This window comes from Acidovorax sp. Q11, assembly GCF_054950075.1.
In genome coordinates this window covers 1-13992 of the sequence record NZ_JBUDZG010000031.1, presented here as the reverse complement: position 1 = coordinate 13992, position 13992 = coordinate 1, and the positions used below count along the sequence as shown (strand labels likewise).

Genomic DNA, 13992 nt, shown 5'->3' with positions numbered 1-13992 from the left:
GCTCCATGCGCCTGGACCGCCCCGCGCCCCTGCCCGCCGCCAGCTTCCTGCAGCTGATGTGGCTGGCCTCCCCCGCGCTACCCGTGGGCGGTTTTTCATACTCCGAAGGGCTCGAAAGCGCCATTGAAAACGCGGGCCTGGCCAGCGAAACCGCCGTGGGCGACTGGCTGCTGGACCAGCTCCACATCACCCAGGCGCGCGGTGACATGGCCCTGATCGCCAAAGCCGTTGGCGCCTGGCGTCGCGCCGACTGGGCGCATGTGCGCGAACTCAACGACTGGGTGCAACACACCCGCGAGACCAGCGAGCTGCGCCTTCAGACCGAACAGATGGGCCGATCGATGGCCGACTGGCTGCGCAATCAGCACCAGGGCGACGAAACCCTGATGCCCGCCGTGCGCCACCTGGCCGCCCTGCCCCCCACCTACCCCGTGGCCTTTGCGCTGGCTGCCTCCACCACCCAGGCCCCCGTGCGCGACGTGCTGCTGGCCTACGCCTTTGGCTGGGCCGAAAACATGGTGCAGGCCGCGCTCAAATCCATGCAGCTGGGCCAAAGCGCTGGCCAGCGCATCCTGGCGCGCCTGGCCGACGCTATTCCCCCTGCTGCAGACCATGCCATCAGCCTCATGGACAGCGAGCGCCAGGCCTTTTCGCCCATGCTCGCCATCCTGTCAGCCCAGCACGAAACCCAATACTCCCGCCTCTTCCGATCATGACCACCAGCACCCTGCACCACATCCCGAACCGCACCAAACCACTGCCCCCTCTGCGCGTCGGCATCGGCGGCCCCGTGGGCTCCGGCAAGACCACCTTGCTCGAAATGCTGTGCAAGGCCATGCGGGATGACTACGACCTGGTGGCCATCACCAACGACATCTACACCAAGGAAGACCAGCGCCTGCTCACCGTGAGCGGCGCGCTGCCCGCCGAGCGCATCCTGGGCGTGGAAACCGGCGGCTGCCCCCACACCGCCATCCGCGAGGACTGCTCCATCAACCTCGAAGCCATCGACCGCATGCTGGGCGAGTTCCCCAACGCCGACATCGTTTTTGTGGAAAGCGGCGGCGACAACCTGGCCGCCACCTTCAGCCCCGAGCTGAGCGACCTCACCATCTACGTGATCGACGTGGCCGCCGGTGAAAAAATCCCGCGCAAGGGCGGCCCCGGCATCACCAAAAGCGACCTGTTCGTCATCAACAAGACCGACCTGGCCCCCCACGTAGGCGCCAACCTGGATGTGATGCACGCCGACACCACCCGCATGCGCACCAATGCCCAGGGCTTGCTCAAGCCGTTTGTGATGACCAATCTGAAGAGCCTGAGCGGGCTGAGCGAGGTGATCCAGTTCATCGAGACGCGGGGCATGCTGAAAAAATCAGCGCCTGCAGTCGGCTAGAATCCGCGCTTCCGTGCCCGGAGACGTGGGTGAGCGGTTTAAACCAGCAGTCTTGAAAACTGCCGACGGGCAACCGTCCGTGAGTTCGAATCTCACCGTCTCCGCCACCACACCAAATTGAAACGGGCCCGCGCGGCCCGTTTTTTCTTTCCCCCCTCCAGCCGCCCTCCCGGTGGAAGCCGCCCCGCACAGCAGCAGGCACCGGGGCACACGCCATCAAGTGCGGCCCGCGCTCTCCGCCAGGTCCGAGCCCTGCGGCGCAATCGGCGTCAGGTCCTCAGGGCGGCACACATCCTCGCTGTGTGCCAGGCGGATCCACAGGCCGGTGCGGCGGATGATGATGTAGTCCACGGTGACCCGTCGGCCTTTGTAGATGAATGGGGTGCCGGGTTTGTACAGGATCATTCTTGTTTTGTAGCGAGCGGCCGTTGCCTCGCCGTGACACCCAGGCTGGCAACCGATGATGGACCGATGGTGCCGCCACTTCATGTGGCGTGCATGGAGCAGGGTCAAAAGGCCCAGAGATAGGCCGACTTTTTTCAGGCAAGCATGCGATGTGCCAGGCAAAAAAAAGCCCGCAAGGTGCGGGCTGAACACTTGCTTGGAGCAAGCGGGAGGGATGTCGAAGGGGTATCGACGGCGTGATCGTAAAACGCACCAGCGCGCGCGTGTGTAGGACAGCGCCGATTGTGCGGCGCCCACCCCGCCCTCACATGCCGTAGATGCGCGCGCAGCCACGGCCGGAGGCCTTGGCCAGGTACATGGCAGAGTCGGCCTTGCGCAGGAGTTCTTCGGCGTCGGCCGCGTCCGCAGAGGCTATGACGATGCCCACCGAGGCGCCGATCTGGATGAAGTGGGATTCGATTTCGGTGGGCTGGCCGATGGCCTGCACCAGCCGCTCGGCCAGACGGTAGGCGCTGTCGGGGTCCGAGACGCCGCGCTGCAGCAGGGCGAATTCATCGCCGCCCAGGCGGGCCACCACGTCGTCGCCACGCGCGGCCTGCGTAAGCTGCTGGGCCACCCAGATGAGCAACTGGTCGCCCACCGCGTGGCCATAGCGGTCGTTCACGGGCTTGAAGCCGTCCAGGTCCACATACAGCACGGCAAAACCCCGGCCCGGGCGCCGCGCATCGGCCACGGCGGCCTGCAGGCTGTGCAGAAAGGCCGTGCGGTTGAGCAGCCCGGTGAGCCCGTCGTGCTCGGCCACATGGCGGATGCGCAACTCGGCCTCCTTGCGCTGGGTCACGTCGGTGAAGGTGCGCAGCGCGCCGCCGCCTTTGATGGGCACGGTCTGCACCTCCAGAATGCGCCCGTCGGGCCGGGGGCGGTCGTACACCTGCTGCTGATCCACGCCGCCATCGCTGTGCAACAGCAGTTCCTGCACTGCTTGCGGGGCGCCGTCGAGTTCGCCGCGCGCACGCAGGTAGGCGAGCACATTCACGAGGGATGGCTTGGCGGCCATCAGCTCGGCGGGCAGTTCCAGCAGCTCCAGCGCGCGGCGGTTGCACAGCTCCACGATGCCGGTGGCGCTGATCTTGGCCACGCCCTGGTCCATGTGCTCCAGCGTGGCCTCCAGCAGGATGGATTTCTCGCGCAGCTGGGCCTCGCTGTCCCGGGCGCTGCGTTCGGCCTGGGCCAGCAGGTGCTGCTGGCGCTTGAACTCGGTGATGTCCACATGCGCGTAGAACACGGTCCCGTCCGCCCCCTGCTTCGCGATCACACGGCTCCAGCGGTTGTGGGGCAAGGGCACTTCGAACGGCACACCGGCAAAACGCATGCCATCCTGCAGGATCGAAAGGCCGTCAAAAAACGGCGCCATGCCACCCGGGCCGTCGGCTGCCCAGGCGTGGCGGTAGGCCTCGTCAAACGTGAGGCCGGTGGCGGCCGCCCGGTCGGTGAGGCTGTACATCTGCATGAAGGGCTCATTGACCCACTGGATGCGCTGGTCCTCGCCGCAGATCATCAGGCCGTCGGGGATGCGGTCAAACAGCTCGGTGCTTTCGATCAGGGGGCTGCGCAGGTAACCGGGCTCGTGGATGTCGGGAGCGTCTGCCGCACCGGGCGCGTTGTGCAGGGCCTGGGCACGCCACACACGTACCCGGCCCACGCCCGCAACGGGCAGCGACGCGACCTGCACGCGCAGGCCCCTGTGCTCGAAGCTGTAGGGGCGCGTCTGCGCGCGGTGGCGGTCTACACCTGCGGCGATGTAGCGCTCGATGTTGGGCAGCTCCTGCGCATCCAGCCGCCCGGTGTAGAACCGCCGCAGGTTGGCGTGGTACGGCTCGCCCACATACACGTGGCCCTCGTGTTCGGGGAAGAATTTGAAGAAAGTGCGGTTCCAGGCGATGGTGGAGTCGCCCTCGTCAAAGGCGCACAAGGCCACATCCAGGCCATCCAGGGTGTCGCCCAAGGAGTGGATGAGGCGAAGAACGGGGTCGTCGGACATGGAGAACAGGGCTGCGGAAAAAACACGGAAGCCAGAGGCCCACGCGGCGCGCTGATCTTGGCGCCTTCGATTTTGCAGGGCAGGCCTCACATCAACCCATCCCCCCGCCAGCACAGGCACCGGACTGCGTGATTGCGTTGCGGTCAGCCCACAGTGTCTTGACCGACATCAAGCCCCGGCCACGCCCGGCGGTCTGCGCACGGTACCGGCGGTTACGCAGCGACACCCCTTAGGCGCGCACCTTCCGGTATGGTCTGGCCCTGTTTTTGATGGAGATGGTTTCATGACAAACACCGCTTTGGCCGCTGCGGCTGCCAGCCTGGGTATGGCCGCACTAGTGGCGGGTTGTGCCAGCCACGGGCCCACCCCGGCGCCAGCCCCCACCCAGTCACAGGCGCAAGCACCCGCCCCGGAAGCACTGTGCAACGCGCAACCGGCCCAGGCGGCAGTGGGGCAGAACAGCACGGCGTCGGTGGTCGAATCGGCGCGGGCCCGGTCGGGCGCGCGGATGGTGCGCATCCTGCGGCCGGGCCAGATGGTCACCAAGGAGTTCGACACCCAACGGCTGAACCTGGAGGTGGATGCCAACGGGCGCATTCTGACGGTGCGCTGCGGCTGATCGGCGCACAGGCCCGACACCCGATACGGCGGCCATCAATAGCTATCATTTTTATAGCTACAAACATTTATCCATCGCGCGCAGACGGCCTTTTTTCTTTGAATCTACGCACCCCATCCGACTCAATCGACTCAATCGACTCAATCGACTCAATCGACCAGGAACATCTCCTGCAGGTCACTGAGGAAGTCAAAGCCCCGCTCGGTCGGACGCACATGGGCCAGGTCGCGCTCGATCAGGCCCTTGCTCTCGGCCTCCTTCAGCCCCTTGGCAATGGCGGTGAGGGGCAGGCCCGTGCGGGCCATGAAGTCCTGCAGCGCAAAGCCGTCACGCAGGCGCAGGGCGTTGAGCATGTATTCAAACGGCAGGTCGGCCCGGCGCACCTCGTCGTCCTGCGCCACGGCGCGGCCCGCCAGGGCGTTGTCCATGTAGCGCGCCGGGTCGCGAAAGCGCACCTGCCGCACCACGCGGTGGGCAAAGCTGAGCTTGCTGTGCGCGCCCGCGCCAATGCCCAGGTAGTCGCCAAACTGCCAGTAGTTGGTGTTGTGAAAACACTGGTGCCCCGGCTGCGCGTAGGCCGATATTTCGTAGCGCGCCATGCCCGCCTGGCCCGTCAGCTCGGTGATGCGGTCGAGCATGGCGTAGGCCTGGTCGTCCTCGGGGATGGCCGGGGGGAACTTGGCGAAGTAGGTGTTGGGCTCGATGGTGAGGTGGTAGATGGAGATATGCGGCGGCTTGAAGGCCAGCGCCGTGCGCAGATCCTGCTCCAGCTCCTGCAGCGTCTGGCCCGGCAGCGCATACATGATGTCGAGGTTGAAGGTGTCGAACGACGCGGCGGCCTCCTCCACCGCCGCCATCGCCTGGGCGCGGTCATGCACACGGCCCAGGGCCTTGAGGTGCTGGTCGTTGAAGCTCTGCACCCCCACCGACAGGCGCGTGACGCCCGCTGCGCGGAAAGCGCGGAAGCGGTCTTTCTCGAAGGTACCGGGGTTGGCCTCCAGCGTGATCTCGCAGTCCGGCTCCAGCCGCAGGCGGGCACGGATGTCGCCAATCAGCCGGTCGATGGCCGCTGCCGAAAACAGGCTGGGCGTGCCACCGCCGATGAAGATGCTGTGCACGGTGCGGCCCCAGATGAGCGGTAGCGCAGCCTCCAGGTCGGCCATCAGGGCGTCGATGTAGCGCTGCTCGGGCACCCCGTTGTCACCCGCCCCATCGCCACGGGCCTCGTGCGAGTTGAAGTCGCAGTACGGGCATTTCTTGAGGCACCAGGGCAGGTGCACATACAGCGACAGCGGCGGCAGGCTGGGCAGCTGCAGCAGGCCCGGGCGCATGTAGTGCTGGATGTCGCGCACCACGGCGGGCGCATCGTCAGCAGCAGGGATGATAGGAATAGCCATTGCAAGCATCAAAGGTTCATAGCGCTCGCGCCGCAGTAGCCGCTTGCAGCGGGAGCTGTCGCGCGCACGACCGCCGCGCAAGGGCCGCCCCGCCGCGCTGGCGGTGTCCCCCCTTGGGGGGAAGGCGCGAAGCGACTCAGGGGGGATTTCATGCCAACCAGCGTTCGCGAATCAGCGCCAGCATCTGCGCGGCAGAGCGGCCCCGGTGGCTGTGGGCGTTTTTGACCTCCACGGGCAGCTCAGCGAAGGTCTGGCCGAATTCGGGGATGAACATCACGGGGTCGAAACCAAAACCGTTGGCGCCCCGGGGTTCGGTGGTGATCTCGCCCACGACCCGGCCCACGGCAATCAGCGGCTCGGGGTCTTGCGGGCTGCGCACGGCGACCAGGGTGCTGACCATGGCGGCGCGGCGGTTGGCCACGCCCTGCAGTTGCTCCAGCAGGGCGCGCACGTTGTTGTCGTCGCTTTTCTCGTAGCCGAACTGGGTGCAGTAATACGCCGTGTCCACGCCCGGCAGGCCGCCAAAGGCATCGACGCACATGCCGGCATCGTCGGCCAGCGCGGGCAGGCCGGTGTGGGCGGACGCAAACCGCGCCTTGGCCAGGGCGTTTTCGACAAAGGTGCGGAAGGGCTCCTCGGCCTCGCCCACGCCCAGGTCGGCCTGGCGCACCAGCTCCACGCCCAGCGGGGCGAACATGGCCTGCAGCTCGGCCAGCTTGCCACGGTTGTTGGATGCAAGAACAATTTTCATAGTCAAAATGGCCTCTACCGCGCGACCAGTAAGCCCGAGCAGCTATTAATTAGTGAGTATCCTGAAGGGCTTGCTGCTGCAGCAGTACCAGTTGGGCGATGCCTTTTTCGGCCAGACCCAGCAGCTGGTCCATCTCGGCGCGGGTAAAGGCCACGCCCTCGGCCGTGCCCTGCACCTCCACATAGTGGCCCGCGCCGGTCATCACCACGTTCATGTCGGTGTCGCAATCCACGTCTTCCACATATTCCAGGTCCAGCAGCGGCGTGCCCTGCACGATGCCCACCGAGATCGCGGCCACGGGCTGCAGCAGGGGCGACTGGGTGATCTTGCCGCTGGCCAGCAGCTGGTTGACCGCATCCTGCGCAGCCACCCAGGCACCGGTGATGGCGGCGGTGCGAGTGCCGCCGTCGGCCTGGATCACATCGCAGTCGAGCTGAATGGTGCGCTCACCCAGCAGCTTGAGGTCAAACACAGCGCGCAGGCTGCGGCCGATGAGGCGCTGGATCTCTTGCGTGCGGCCGGTTTGTTTGCCCCGCGCGGCCTCGCGGTCGCTGCGGCTGTGGGTGGCGCGCGGCAGCATGCCGTATTCGGCCGTCACCCAGCCTTCGCCGCTGCCGCGCTTGTGGGGAGGCACGCGTTCTTCCACCGAGGCGGTGCAGAGCACCTTGGTGTTGCCGAATTCGATCAGCACCGAGCCCTCGGCATGCATGGTGTAGTGGCGGGTGATGCGCACGGGGCGCAGCTGGTCGGCGGCGCGGTCGCCGGTGCGAAGGAATGTGGTCATGGTTCTTGGGTGTCCAGAAAATGCCTTCCATGCGCCGCCCAAGGCGCACGCCAGAAAACGATACGGGTCAGATCGCAGGCCTGCGCCCGCTGCACGAGGCCGCGCAGCCGAGGCAGGTCAGTCAGTCAGGCTTTTCGAGCAGCGGAGCGGCGAATCGCCTCGTTGATTTCGGCAATCGAGCGCTCGATGGCCGCGTCGTCCAGGTCGTCCACCAGCCCATCGAGCGGGCCCGCCTGGATGGTGGATGCAAACACGTCTTCGCTGATGCTGTCGGTGGACACGCCCTGGGTGGACTCGAACGCATCGGGCGTCTCCCACTCCAGCGCCACCACGGTCACGTTGTCGCTGCTGTCGCCCGCTTTGCGCAGGGCGTCTTCGACCAGGTCGGGGACGGCGTGCGACACCGTGTTGCGCGAGAGCTGCTTGGCGATCTCATCGTCGCTGAGCGTGCCCCACAGGCCGTCGGAGCACAGCAGGATGCGGTCGCCCTGCTCCAGGTACACGGGGCCGGTGATGTCGTAGATGGGCTTGGTGGGCGAGCCCAGGCAGGTGAACAGCACGTTGCGGTTGATGCGCTCCAGGCCCGGCGGCGGGTTGTTGCGCAGCTCCATGTACGAGTGGTCGCGCGTGCGGGTCAGCAGGTCGCCGTCACGCACCATGTACAGGCGCGAGTCGCCGCAGTGGATCCAGGTGGCGGTGCCCGCCTGCAGCACGGCCGCCACCAGTGTGGTGCGCGGCGTGTCGAGCATGCCCTTGTCGGTGGCGTAGCGCAGGATCTGGTGGTGCGCCGCCAGCAGCGCGCCCGACAGGAACTCCTGCACATCCTTGAGCTGGGGCTTGGCCTCGCGCTGAAACAGTGCCGAGACGGTCTGCAACGCAATCTGCGCCGCGACCTCGCCCTCGGGGTGTCCCCCCATGCCATCGGCCAGCACAAACAGGCCCGATTCGCGCGTGTAGCAATAGCCCATGCGGTCTTCGTTCTTCTCGCGGCCACCGCGGCGGCTGATCTGGAATACGGAGAACTTCATAGTGATCCACGCAAACAAGGATGCACCAATGCATCGTTACTGAAACTGCGCCCTGCCCGAACCCGCTTTGCGTGGGTCGTTTTCATTTGGGCTTGGCTCCGATGCCGGTGGCTTCACCCACCTTTTGCACATTTTTCTTGGTGTCGGACACCAGGGTATCGAGTTGCAGCCGCATCTTCTCGGCCACCGACAGCTTGGTGTAGCGGCGCTCGCCTTCGCGGCTCAACTCCTTTTGCAGCGCAAACACCGACTGCGGGCGCGACAGCGGGTCGAGCGCCATGCACCATTCCACCACCTCGATCAGGTTGTCGGAGTACACGCCACGCAGCTTGGTCAGCGCCAGCGAGAGGCGGTCTTTGTCGATGCGCTGGGGCGCCTCGTTGGGTGGAAAGCCCTGCATGCAGGCGTAGATGCAGGCGCCGATGGCGTAGATGTCGGTCCACGGGCCCATGGACGAATCGCGCCGGTACATCTCGGGCGCGGCAAAACCGGGGGTGTACATGGGGCGGATGAAGTTGCCCTCTTTGGACAGCACCTCGCGCGCGGCGCCAAAGTCAATCATCACGGCCTTGTTGTCGTCGGTGATGAAGATGTTGGCGGGCTTGATGTCCAGGTGCAGCATCTTGTGCTGGTGCACGATGCGCAGCCCGCGCAGCACCTCGTCGAACAGCGAGCGGATGGTGGATTCGCGGAAGACCTTCTGCGTTTTCAGGTCGCGCGCGGTGATGATGAAATCCTGCAGGGTTGCACCCTCCAGGTAATTCATCACCATGTAGACGGTTTCGTTCTCGCGGAAGAAGTTGAGCACGCTCACCACCGAGGCGTGCGAGATCTGCGCGAGTGCGCGGCCTTCTTCAAAAAAGCTCTTGAGGCCCAGGCGGTAGAGCGAGAGCTTTTCGGACGGAACCTTGGGCAGCAGCTCGCCGGGCGCGCGGGTGGCCAGCGACGAGGGCAGGTATTCCTTGATGGCGACTTGCTGGCCTTCGGCATCCAGGGCCAGATAGACCACACCAAAACCGCCGGAAGACAACCGGCGCACCACGCGGTAACCGCCAATTGCGGTATCGGGCGGCAAGGGTGCCGGCTTGATTTTTGACATATTTTGCGAAGATGATTCGGGGGCAAGGCGGAACCCGGATAATCGCCGGATCGCAAGCAACCATCAAAAAGTCCAATGCCAGTTTACAGCATGACCGGATACGCCAGCGCACAGCATGGCGCATCTGCCGCCGGCGCTGAAACCGACGCCCGCGCACCCCAATCGCGCCGGCTGGGACTGGAAATCCGCTCGGTCAACAGCCGCTTTCTGGACCTCTCGTTCCGCTTGCCCGACGAACTGCGCGCCCTGGAGCCCACGCTGCGCAGCCTGCTCACGGCACGTCTCAAACGCGGCAAGGTCGAGGTGCGCGCCGCCCTGGACACCGACGACAGCAACACCCTGCAGGACCCGCCCGCGCGGCTGCTGCAGCGACTCAACTCCCTGCAAGATTCCGTGCGCGCCTGGCTGCCCAGCGCGGCCCCGCTCACGGTGGCCGACGCCCTGCGCCTGTGCGCCAACGCCCATTCCGGTACGGAAGACTGGAGCGAAGCCGTCCCCGTGCTGGCCGAAGAGGCGCTCACCGCCCTGCTGGCCGCCCGGGAGCGCGAAGGCAAACGCCTGGCGACCATGCTGCTGGACCGGGTCAAGCAGCTGCGCACCCTGGCCCAGCAGGCGGTGCCCATGGTGCCCTTGCTCGTTGAACAGCAGCGCCAGCGCTTCATGGAGCGCTGGAAGGAAGCCATGGCCCTGACTGACGGCGCCACCCTGCCCGAGGCCGCCCGTGACCGCGCCCTGACCGAAGCCACCGCCTTCGCCATCCGCATCGACGTGGCCGAGGAAATCACCCGGCTCGACTCCCACCTGGACGAGATCGAACGCCTGCTCAAAAAAGGCGGCGAAGTGGGCAAGCGCCTGGATTTCCTCATCCAGGAGCTGCACCGCGAAGCCAACACGCTGGGCTCCAAATCGGCGGCTCTCGATCTGACGCGCATCAGCGTGGACATGAAGGTGCTGATCGAGCAGATGCGCGAGCAAGTGCAAAATATCGAATAACACTCATTTTTTGATAGCGCATAGCGCACATCAACTATGGACTATCCCGGAAATCTCATCGTAGTGGCGGCGCCCAGCGGCGCAGGCAAATCCAGTCTGGTCAAGGCGCTGCTGGAGCTGGACTCGCACGTTCACCTCTCGGTATCCCACACCACCCGCGCCCCGCGCGGCCAGGAGAAACACGGCCGCGACTACTACTTCGCGTCGCAATCCGAGTTTGACGCGATGGTGCAGAGCAATGCCTTTGTGGAATGGGCACATGTGCATGGCAACCGCTACGGCACCTCCAAGAAGGCGATCGAGGAGCGCATCACACAGGGGTCGGACGTGATCCTGGAAATCGACTTTCAGGGCGCCCTGCAGATCAAGGAGGCCTTCGCCAACGCCGTGCTGGTCTTCATCCTGCCCCCCAGCTGGGAAGAACTGCGCTCACGCCTGGAGCGGCGCGGGGAAGACACGCCAGAGGTGATCGCAGTCCGCCTCAAGAATGCGGCCGAAGAGATGGCGCAGGTCAGCAAATTCGACTTCGTTATAATTAACGAATTGTTTGAGCGCGCGCTTTTCGATCTGAAGGCCGTTGTTCACGCCCAGCGACTCAAGTACGTCGCCCAGCGCCGCGCACGCGCTGACACCTTCCAGTCGCTCAATATCACCTGAATCCCGGAGTAAAACGATGGCACGCATCACTGTAGAAGACTGTCTGGAAAAGATCCCCAACCGCTTCCAGCTTGTGTTGGCCGCCACGTACCGTGCCCGCATGCTGAGCCAGGGCCATGCCCCCCGCATCGAAAGCCGCAACAAGCCTGCCGTGACCGCCCTGCGCGAAATCGCCGAAGGCAAGGTTGGCCTGGAAATGCTCAAGAAGGTTCCTGGTTGAACCGTTTTCTGGGCAACGCCCCCCGAAAGAGCACCGCGACAGCGGTGCTTTTTTTTTCCCGGAATTCGTCTGATGCGCTCCCGCGCTACATTTAAGGCATGAACGCGGTGCTCAACTCACCTTCTGCAACGCAGCCCCGGCTTGGCGATCTGCCGACAGCAGGCAACCTCTCGGCTGCAGCAGCCGCCGCCAACGCAGCGGCGGCCAGCTTTGCCGCGCTGACGGACAGTCTCGACTATCTGGATGCTTCCAGCATTGAGCAAGTACGCCAGGCGTACCGCTTTGCCGACGAAGCGCACTTGGGCCAGCTGCGCAACAGCGGCGAGCCCTACATCACGCACCCGATTGCCGTGGCGGCCCAATGCGCTACCTGGAAGCTCGACGCCCAGGCCCTGATGGCCGCCCTGCTGCACGACGCCATGGAAGACTGCGGCGTCACCAAGGCCGACCTGATTGACCGCTTTGGCGCGCCCGTGGCAGAACTGGTGGACGGCCTGACGAAGCTGGACAAGCTGCAGTTCAACACCCGCGAGGAAAACCAGGCCGAGTCCTTCCGCAAGATGCTGCTGGCCATGGCGCGCGACGTGCGCGTCATCCTCATCAAGCTGGCTGACCGCACGCACAACATGCGCACGCTGTCGGACATGCCGCGCAGCAAATGGGGCCGCATCTCGTCGGAAACACTGGAGATCTACGCCCCCATCGCCCACCGCCTGGGGCTGAACCAGACCTACCGCGAACTGCAGGACCTGGCGTTCAGGCACCTGCACCCCTGGCGCTATGCCACGCTGTCGAAGGCCGTCAACAAGTCGCGCAACCGCCGCCGCGATCTGGTGCAGAAGGTGCAGACCGAAGTGGATGCGGCCTTCTCCAAGATCGGCATGAAGGTACGCCTGGCAGGCCGTGAAAAAACCCTGTACGCCATCTACCAGAAGATGGACCTCAAGCACCTGAGCTTTGCGCAGGTCACAGATATCTATGGCTTTCGGGTGATCGTCCCCACCGTGACGGATTGCTATACGGCACTCGGGGTTCTGCACCAGATGTACAAGCCGGTGCCCGGCAAGTTCAAGGACCATATCGCCATTGCCAAGCTCAATGGCTATCAGTCGCTGCACACCACGCTGGTCGGCCCCTCGGGCGTGAACATCGAGTTCCAGATGCGCACCGATGAAATGCACGTCATTGCCGAGGCTGGCGTGGCCGCGCACTGGCTGTACAAGGCGCAGGACGGTGACGGGACTTCGGCCGAACGCCTGGGCACCAAGTGGCTGCAGTCGCTGCTGGACATCCAGAACGAAACGCGCGACGCCGCCGAGTTCTGGGACCACGTGAAGGTGGACCTGTTCCCTGATGCGGTCTATGTGTTTACCCCCAAGAGCCAGATCATGGCCCTGCCCCGGGGCGCGACCGTGGTGGACTTTGCCTACGCCATCCACAGCAATGTGGGCGACCGCACCACGGCGGCCAAGATCAACAACGAGCAGGTGCCGCTGCGCACCGAACTCAAGAACGGCGACGTGGTCGAGATCATCACGGCGCCTGTCTCTACCCCCAATCCAGCGTGGCTGGGGTTCGTACGCACCGGGCGCGCCCGCTCGAAGATTCGCCACTACCTCAAGACCCTGGCGCAGACGGAGTCAGAGGGCCTGGGCGAAAAACTGCTGACGCAAGCCATTCGCGCCGAAGGTCTGGAACAACTCCCACCTCTGAACGCGGAAACCCAGCCCCTGTGGGACAAGCTGCTCCGCTTTACGGGCAACCGCAGCCGCAGCGAACTCATGACCGATCTGGGCCTGGGCAAGCGCATCGCCAGCATCGTGGCCAAGCGGCTGATGGTATTGATGTCTGAGCACGGCCATCGCCCCGATGCCCTGCTCATGACCCGCGAGCGCTATACCTCGCACGAAACCCTGTCGCAAGGTGCCGTCACGCTCGACGGCAGCGAGAACGCCTCGGTGCAGTACGCGTCCTGCTGCCGTCCAGTCCCCGGCGACAGCATCGTGGGCTACCTGGGCCGAGGTGAAGGCCTGGTTGTGCACAACGTACATTGCAGCGTAGCCAAGCGCTTGCAGCACAAGGACAGCGAGCGCTTCATTGCGGTGGACTGGTCGGACGAGCCCACACGCATGTTTGAAACTGGCGTGGTGGTCACCGTCACCAACGGCAAGGGCGTGCTGGCGCGCGTGGCCGCAGAACTGGCGAATTCCGAAGCAGACATCACCCATGTCGATATGGACGACGAAGCAGCGCTGGACACCACCGACCTGCGCTTCATCGTCGCAGTGCGCGACCAGGCACATCTGGAGTCAGCGCTGCGCAACCTGCGCCGCACCCAGGCAGTCATTCGCGCGGCCCGCATAACACCCCAGGCCTGAGAGTCGAGCGCAAAGCGCTCGGCACAGGGAAAGGCCGTGGCAACGGCCACCTTCTGTGCCCAACGGCTATGCCGAAAGGCGTGGCGGTGGGTAGCGGGGGCCTGTCCGAGTTTCCGTGTGTGAGGCTCATTGAACCTTCACCGATTTCGTGAAGCTGATTGAGGATCTTACGTGCTCGATTTGGTGAACCGGTCTTCGTAGAGGATCGCGAATTGGTTCATTGC

The 13992-nt window shown here is 64.9% G+C and carries 14 protein-coding genes and 1 tRNA gene; 8 read left to right on the top strand and 7 right to left on the bottom strand.

Translation table 11 applies throughout. The annotated features are described in order from the left end of the window. The first annotated feature begins 5 nt into the window (after positions 1-5). The 3 genes from ACYZGB_RS19075 to ACYZGB_RS19065 all read left to right on the top strand — a co-directional run bounded on the left by ACYZGB_RS19075 (position 6) and on the right by ACYZGB_RS19065 (position 1503). Complete coding sequence (locus ACYZGB_RS19075; RefSeq protein ID WP_462390436.1) at positions 6-716, top strand: urease accessory protein UreF; 711 nt, start codon at positions 6-8, stop codon at positions 714-716. Beyond that, positions 713-1396 (top strand): urease accessory protein UreG, encoded by a 684-nt coding sequence (gene ureG, locus ACYZGB_RS19070; protein WP_462390435.1) that lies wholly within the window; start codon positions 713-715, stop codon positions 1394-1396. The genes ACYZGB_RS19075 and ureG overlap by 4 nt, the downstream gene beginning before the upstream one ends. Before the next feature lie 19 nt (positions 1397-1415). Continuing rightward, positions 1416-1503: transfer RNA gene (locus ACYZGB_RS19065), tRNA-Ser, on the top strand. A gap of 109 nt (positions 1504-1612) precedes the next feature. Here the strand turns inward: ACYZGB_RS19065 and ACYZGB_RS19060 are convergent. Continuing rightward, a complete protein-coding gene (locus ACYZGB_RS19060) occupies positions 1613-1801 on the bottom strand; it encodes a hypothetical protein (RefSeq protein WP_063463045.1) in 189 nt (62 codons plus the stop codon). A 304-nt stretch (positions 1802-2105) separates the two neighbouring features. Continuing rightward, positions 2106-3842 carry a diguanylate cyclase domain-containing protein gene (locus ACYZGB_RS19055; RefSeq protein WP_462390434.1) on the bottom strand — a complete coding sequence of 579 codons (1737 nt, stop codon included), beginning with the start codon at positions 3840-3842 and terminating at the stop codon, positions 2106-2108. Positions 3843-4125: 283 nt separating this feature from the next. On the opposite strand from ACYZGB_RS19055, the gene ACYZGB_RS19050 reads away from it, so the two are divergent. Then, positions 4126-4461: an I78 family peptidase inhibitor gene (locus ACYZGB_RS19050; protein WP_462390433.1), complete on the top strand. Its 336-nt coding sequence runs from the start codon at positions 4126-4128 to the stop codon at positions 4459-4461. Between the two features lie 149 nt (positions 4462-4610). Here the strand turns inward: ACYZGB_RS19050 and hemW are convergent, their stop codons facing one another. The 5 genes from hemW to ACYZGB_RS19025 all read right to left on the bottom strand — a co-directional run bounded on the left by hemW (position 4611) and on the right by ACYZGB_RS19025 (position 9520). Next, complete coding sequence (gene hemW / locus ACYZGB_RS19045) at positions 4611-5858, bottom strand: radical SAM family heme chaperone HemW (protein ID WP_462390432.1); 1248 nt, start codon at positions 5856-5858, stop codon at positions 4611-4613. 148 nt (positions 5859-6006) lie between these two features. Continuing rightward, the gene (gene rdgB, locus ACYZGB_RS19040; RefSeq protein ID WP_462390431.1) at positions 6007-6609 is read right to left on the bottom strand and encodes an RdgB/HAM1 family non-canonical purine NTP pyrophosphatase; all 603 of its coding nucleotides are present in this window, start codon (positions 6607-6609) and stop codon (positions 6007-6009) included. Between the two features lie 49 nt (positions 6610-6658). Further along, positions 6659-7393: a ribonuclease PH gene (gene rph / locus ACYZGB_RS19035; RefSeq protein ID WP_462390430.1), complete on the bottom strand. Its 735-nt coding sequence runs from the start codon at positions 7391-7393 to the stop codon at positions 6659-6661. A 125-nt stretch (positions 7394-7518) separates the two neighbouring features. Next, entirely contained in the window at positions 7519-8421 is a 903-nt protein-coding gene (locus ACYZGB_RS19030) for a PP2C family protein-serine/threonine phosphatase (protein ID WP_063463039.1), read from the bottom strand. A gap of 82 nt (positions 8422-8503) precedes the next feature. Beyond that, on the bottom strand, positions 8504-9520 hold the full coding sequence (locus ACYZGB_RS19025; protein ID WP_063463038.1) for a serine/threonine protein kinase: 1017 nt from the start codon (positions 9518-9520) through the stop codon (positions 8504-8506). A 75-nt stretch (positions 9521-9595) separates the two neighbouring features. On the opposite strand from ACYZGB_RS19025, the gene ACYZGB_RS19020 reads away from it, so the two are divergent. The 4 genes from ACYZGB_RS19020 to ACYZGB_RS19005 all read left to right on the top strand — a co-directional run bounded on the left by ACYZGB_RS19020 (position 9596) and on the right by ACYZGB_RS19005 (position 13768). Beyond that, positions 9596-10513 (top strand): YicC/YloC family endoribonuclease, encoded by a 918-nt coding sequence (locus ACYZGB_RS19020; protein ID WP_462390429.1) that lies wholly within the window; start codon positions 9596-9598, stop codon positions 10511-10513. 36 nt (positions 10514-10549) lie between these two features. After that, the gene (gene gmk, locus ACYZGB_RS19015) at positions 10550-11170 is read left to right on the top strand and encodes a guanylate kinase (protein ID WP_462390428.1); all 621 of its coding nucleotides are present in this window, start codon (positions 10550-10552) and stop codon (positions 11168-11170) included. Positions 11171-11186: 16 nt separating this feature from the next. Beyond that, on the top strand, positions 11187-11390 hold the full coding sequence (gene rpoZ, locus ACYZGB_RS19010) for a DNA-directed RNA polymerase subunit omega (RefSeq protein ID WP_005794722.1): 204 nt from the start codon (positions 11187-11189) through the stop codon (positions 11388-11390). A 98-nt stretch (positions 11391-11488) separates the two neighbouring features. Beyond that, the gene (locus ACYZGB_RS19005) at positions 11489-13768 is read left to right on the top strand and encodes a RelA/SpoT family protein (protein ID WP_462390427.1); all 2280 of its coding nucleotides are present in this window, start codon (positions 11489-11491) and stop codon (positions 13766-13768) included. The last annotated feature ends 224 nt before the right edge of the window (positions 13769-13992 follow it).

Excerpts from the sequence above, each read along its gene's own strand:
- hemW (WP_462390432.1), bottom strand. The coding sequence starts at position 5,858 with ATGGCTATTCCTATCATCCCTGCTGCTGACGATGCGCCCGCCGTGGTG.
- ACYZGB_RS19025 (WP_063463038.1), bottom strand. The coding sequence starts at position 9,520 with ATGTCAAAAATCAAGCCGGCACCCTTGCCGCCCGATACCGCAATTGGC.
- ACYZGB_RS19055 (WP_462390434.1), bottom strand. The coding sequence starts at position 3,842 with ATGTCCGACGACCCCGTTCTTCGCCTCATCCACTCCTTGGGCGACACC.
- gmk (WP_462390428.1), top strand. The coding sequence starts at position 10,550 with ATGGACTATCCCGGAAATCTCATCGTAGTGGCGGCGCCCAGCGGCGCA.
- ACYZGB_RS19020 (WP_462390429.1), top strand. The coding sequence starts at position 9,596 with ATGCCAGTTTACAGCATGACCGGATACGCCAGCGCACAGCATGGCGCA.
- ACYZGB_RS19050 (WP_462390433.1), top strand. The coding sequence starts at position 4,126 with ATGACAAACACCGCTTTGGCCGCTGCGGCTGCCAGCCTGGGTATGGCC.
- ACYZGB_RS19075 (WP_462390436.1), top strand. The coding sequence starts at position 6 with ATGCGCCTGGACCGCCCCGCGCCCCTGCCCGCCGCCAGCTTCCTGCAG.
- ACYZGB_RS19030 (WP_063463039.1), bottom strand. The coding sequence starts at position 8,421 with ATGAAGTTCTCCGTATTCCAGATCAGCCGCCGCGGTGGCCGCGAGAAG.
- rph (WP_462390430.1), bottom strand. The coding sequence starts at position 7,393 with ATGACCACATTCCTTCGCACCGGCGACCGCGCCGCCGACCAGCTGCGC.
- rdgB (WP_462390431.1), bottom strand. The coding sequence starts at position 6,609 with ATGAAAATTGTTCTTGCATCCAACAACCGTGGCAAGCTGGCCGAGCTG.
- ureG (WP_462390435.1), top strand. The coding sequence starts at position 713 with ATGACCACCAGCACCCTGCACCACATCCCGAACCGCACCAAACCACTG.
- rpoZ (WP_005794722.1), top strand. The coding sequence starts at position 11,187 with ATGGCACGCATCACTGTAGAAGACTGTCTGGAAAAGATCCCCAACCGC.
- ACYZGB_RS19005 (WP_462390427.1), top strand. The coding sequence starts at position 11,489 with ATGAACGCGGTGCTCAACTCACCTTCTGCAACGCAGCCCCGGCTTGGC.
- ACYZGB_RS19060 (WP_063463045.1), bottom strand. The coding sequence starts at position 1,801 with ATGATCCTGTACAAACCCGGCACCCCATTCATCTACAAAGGCCGACGG.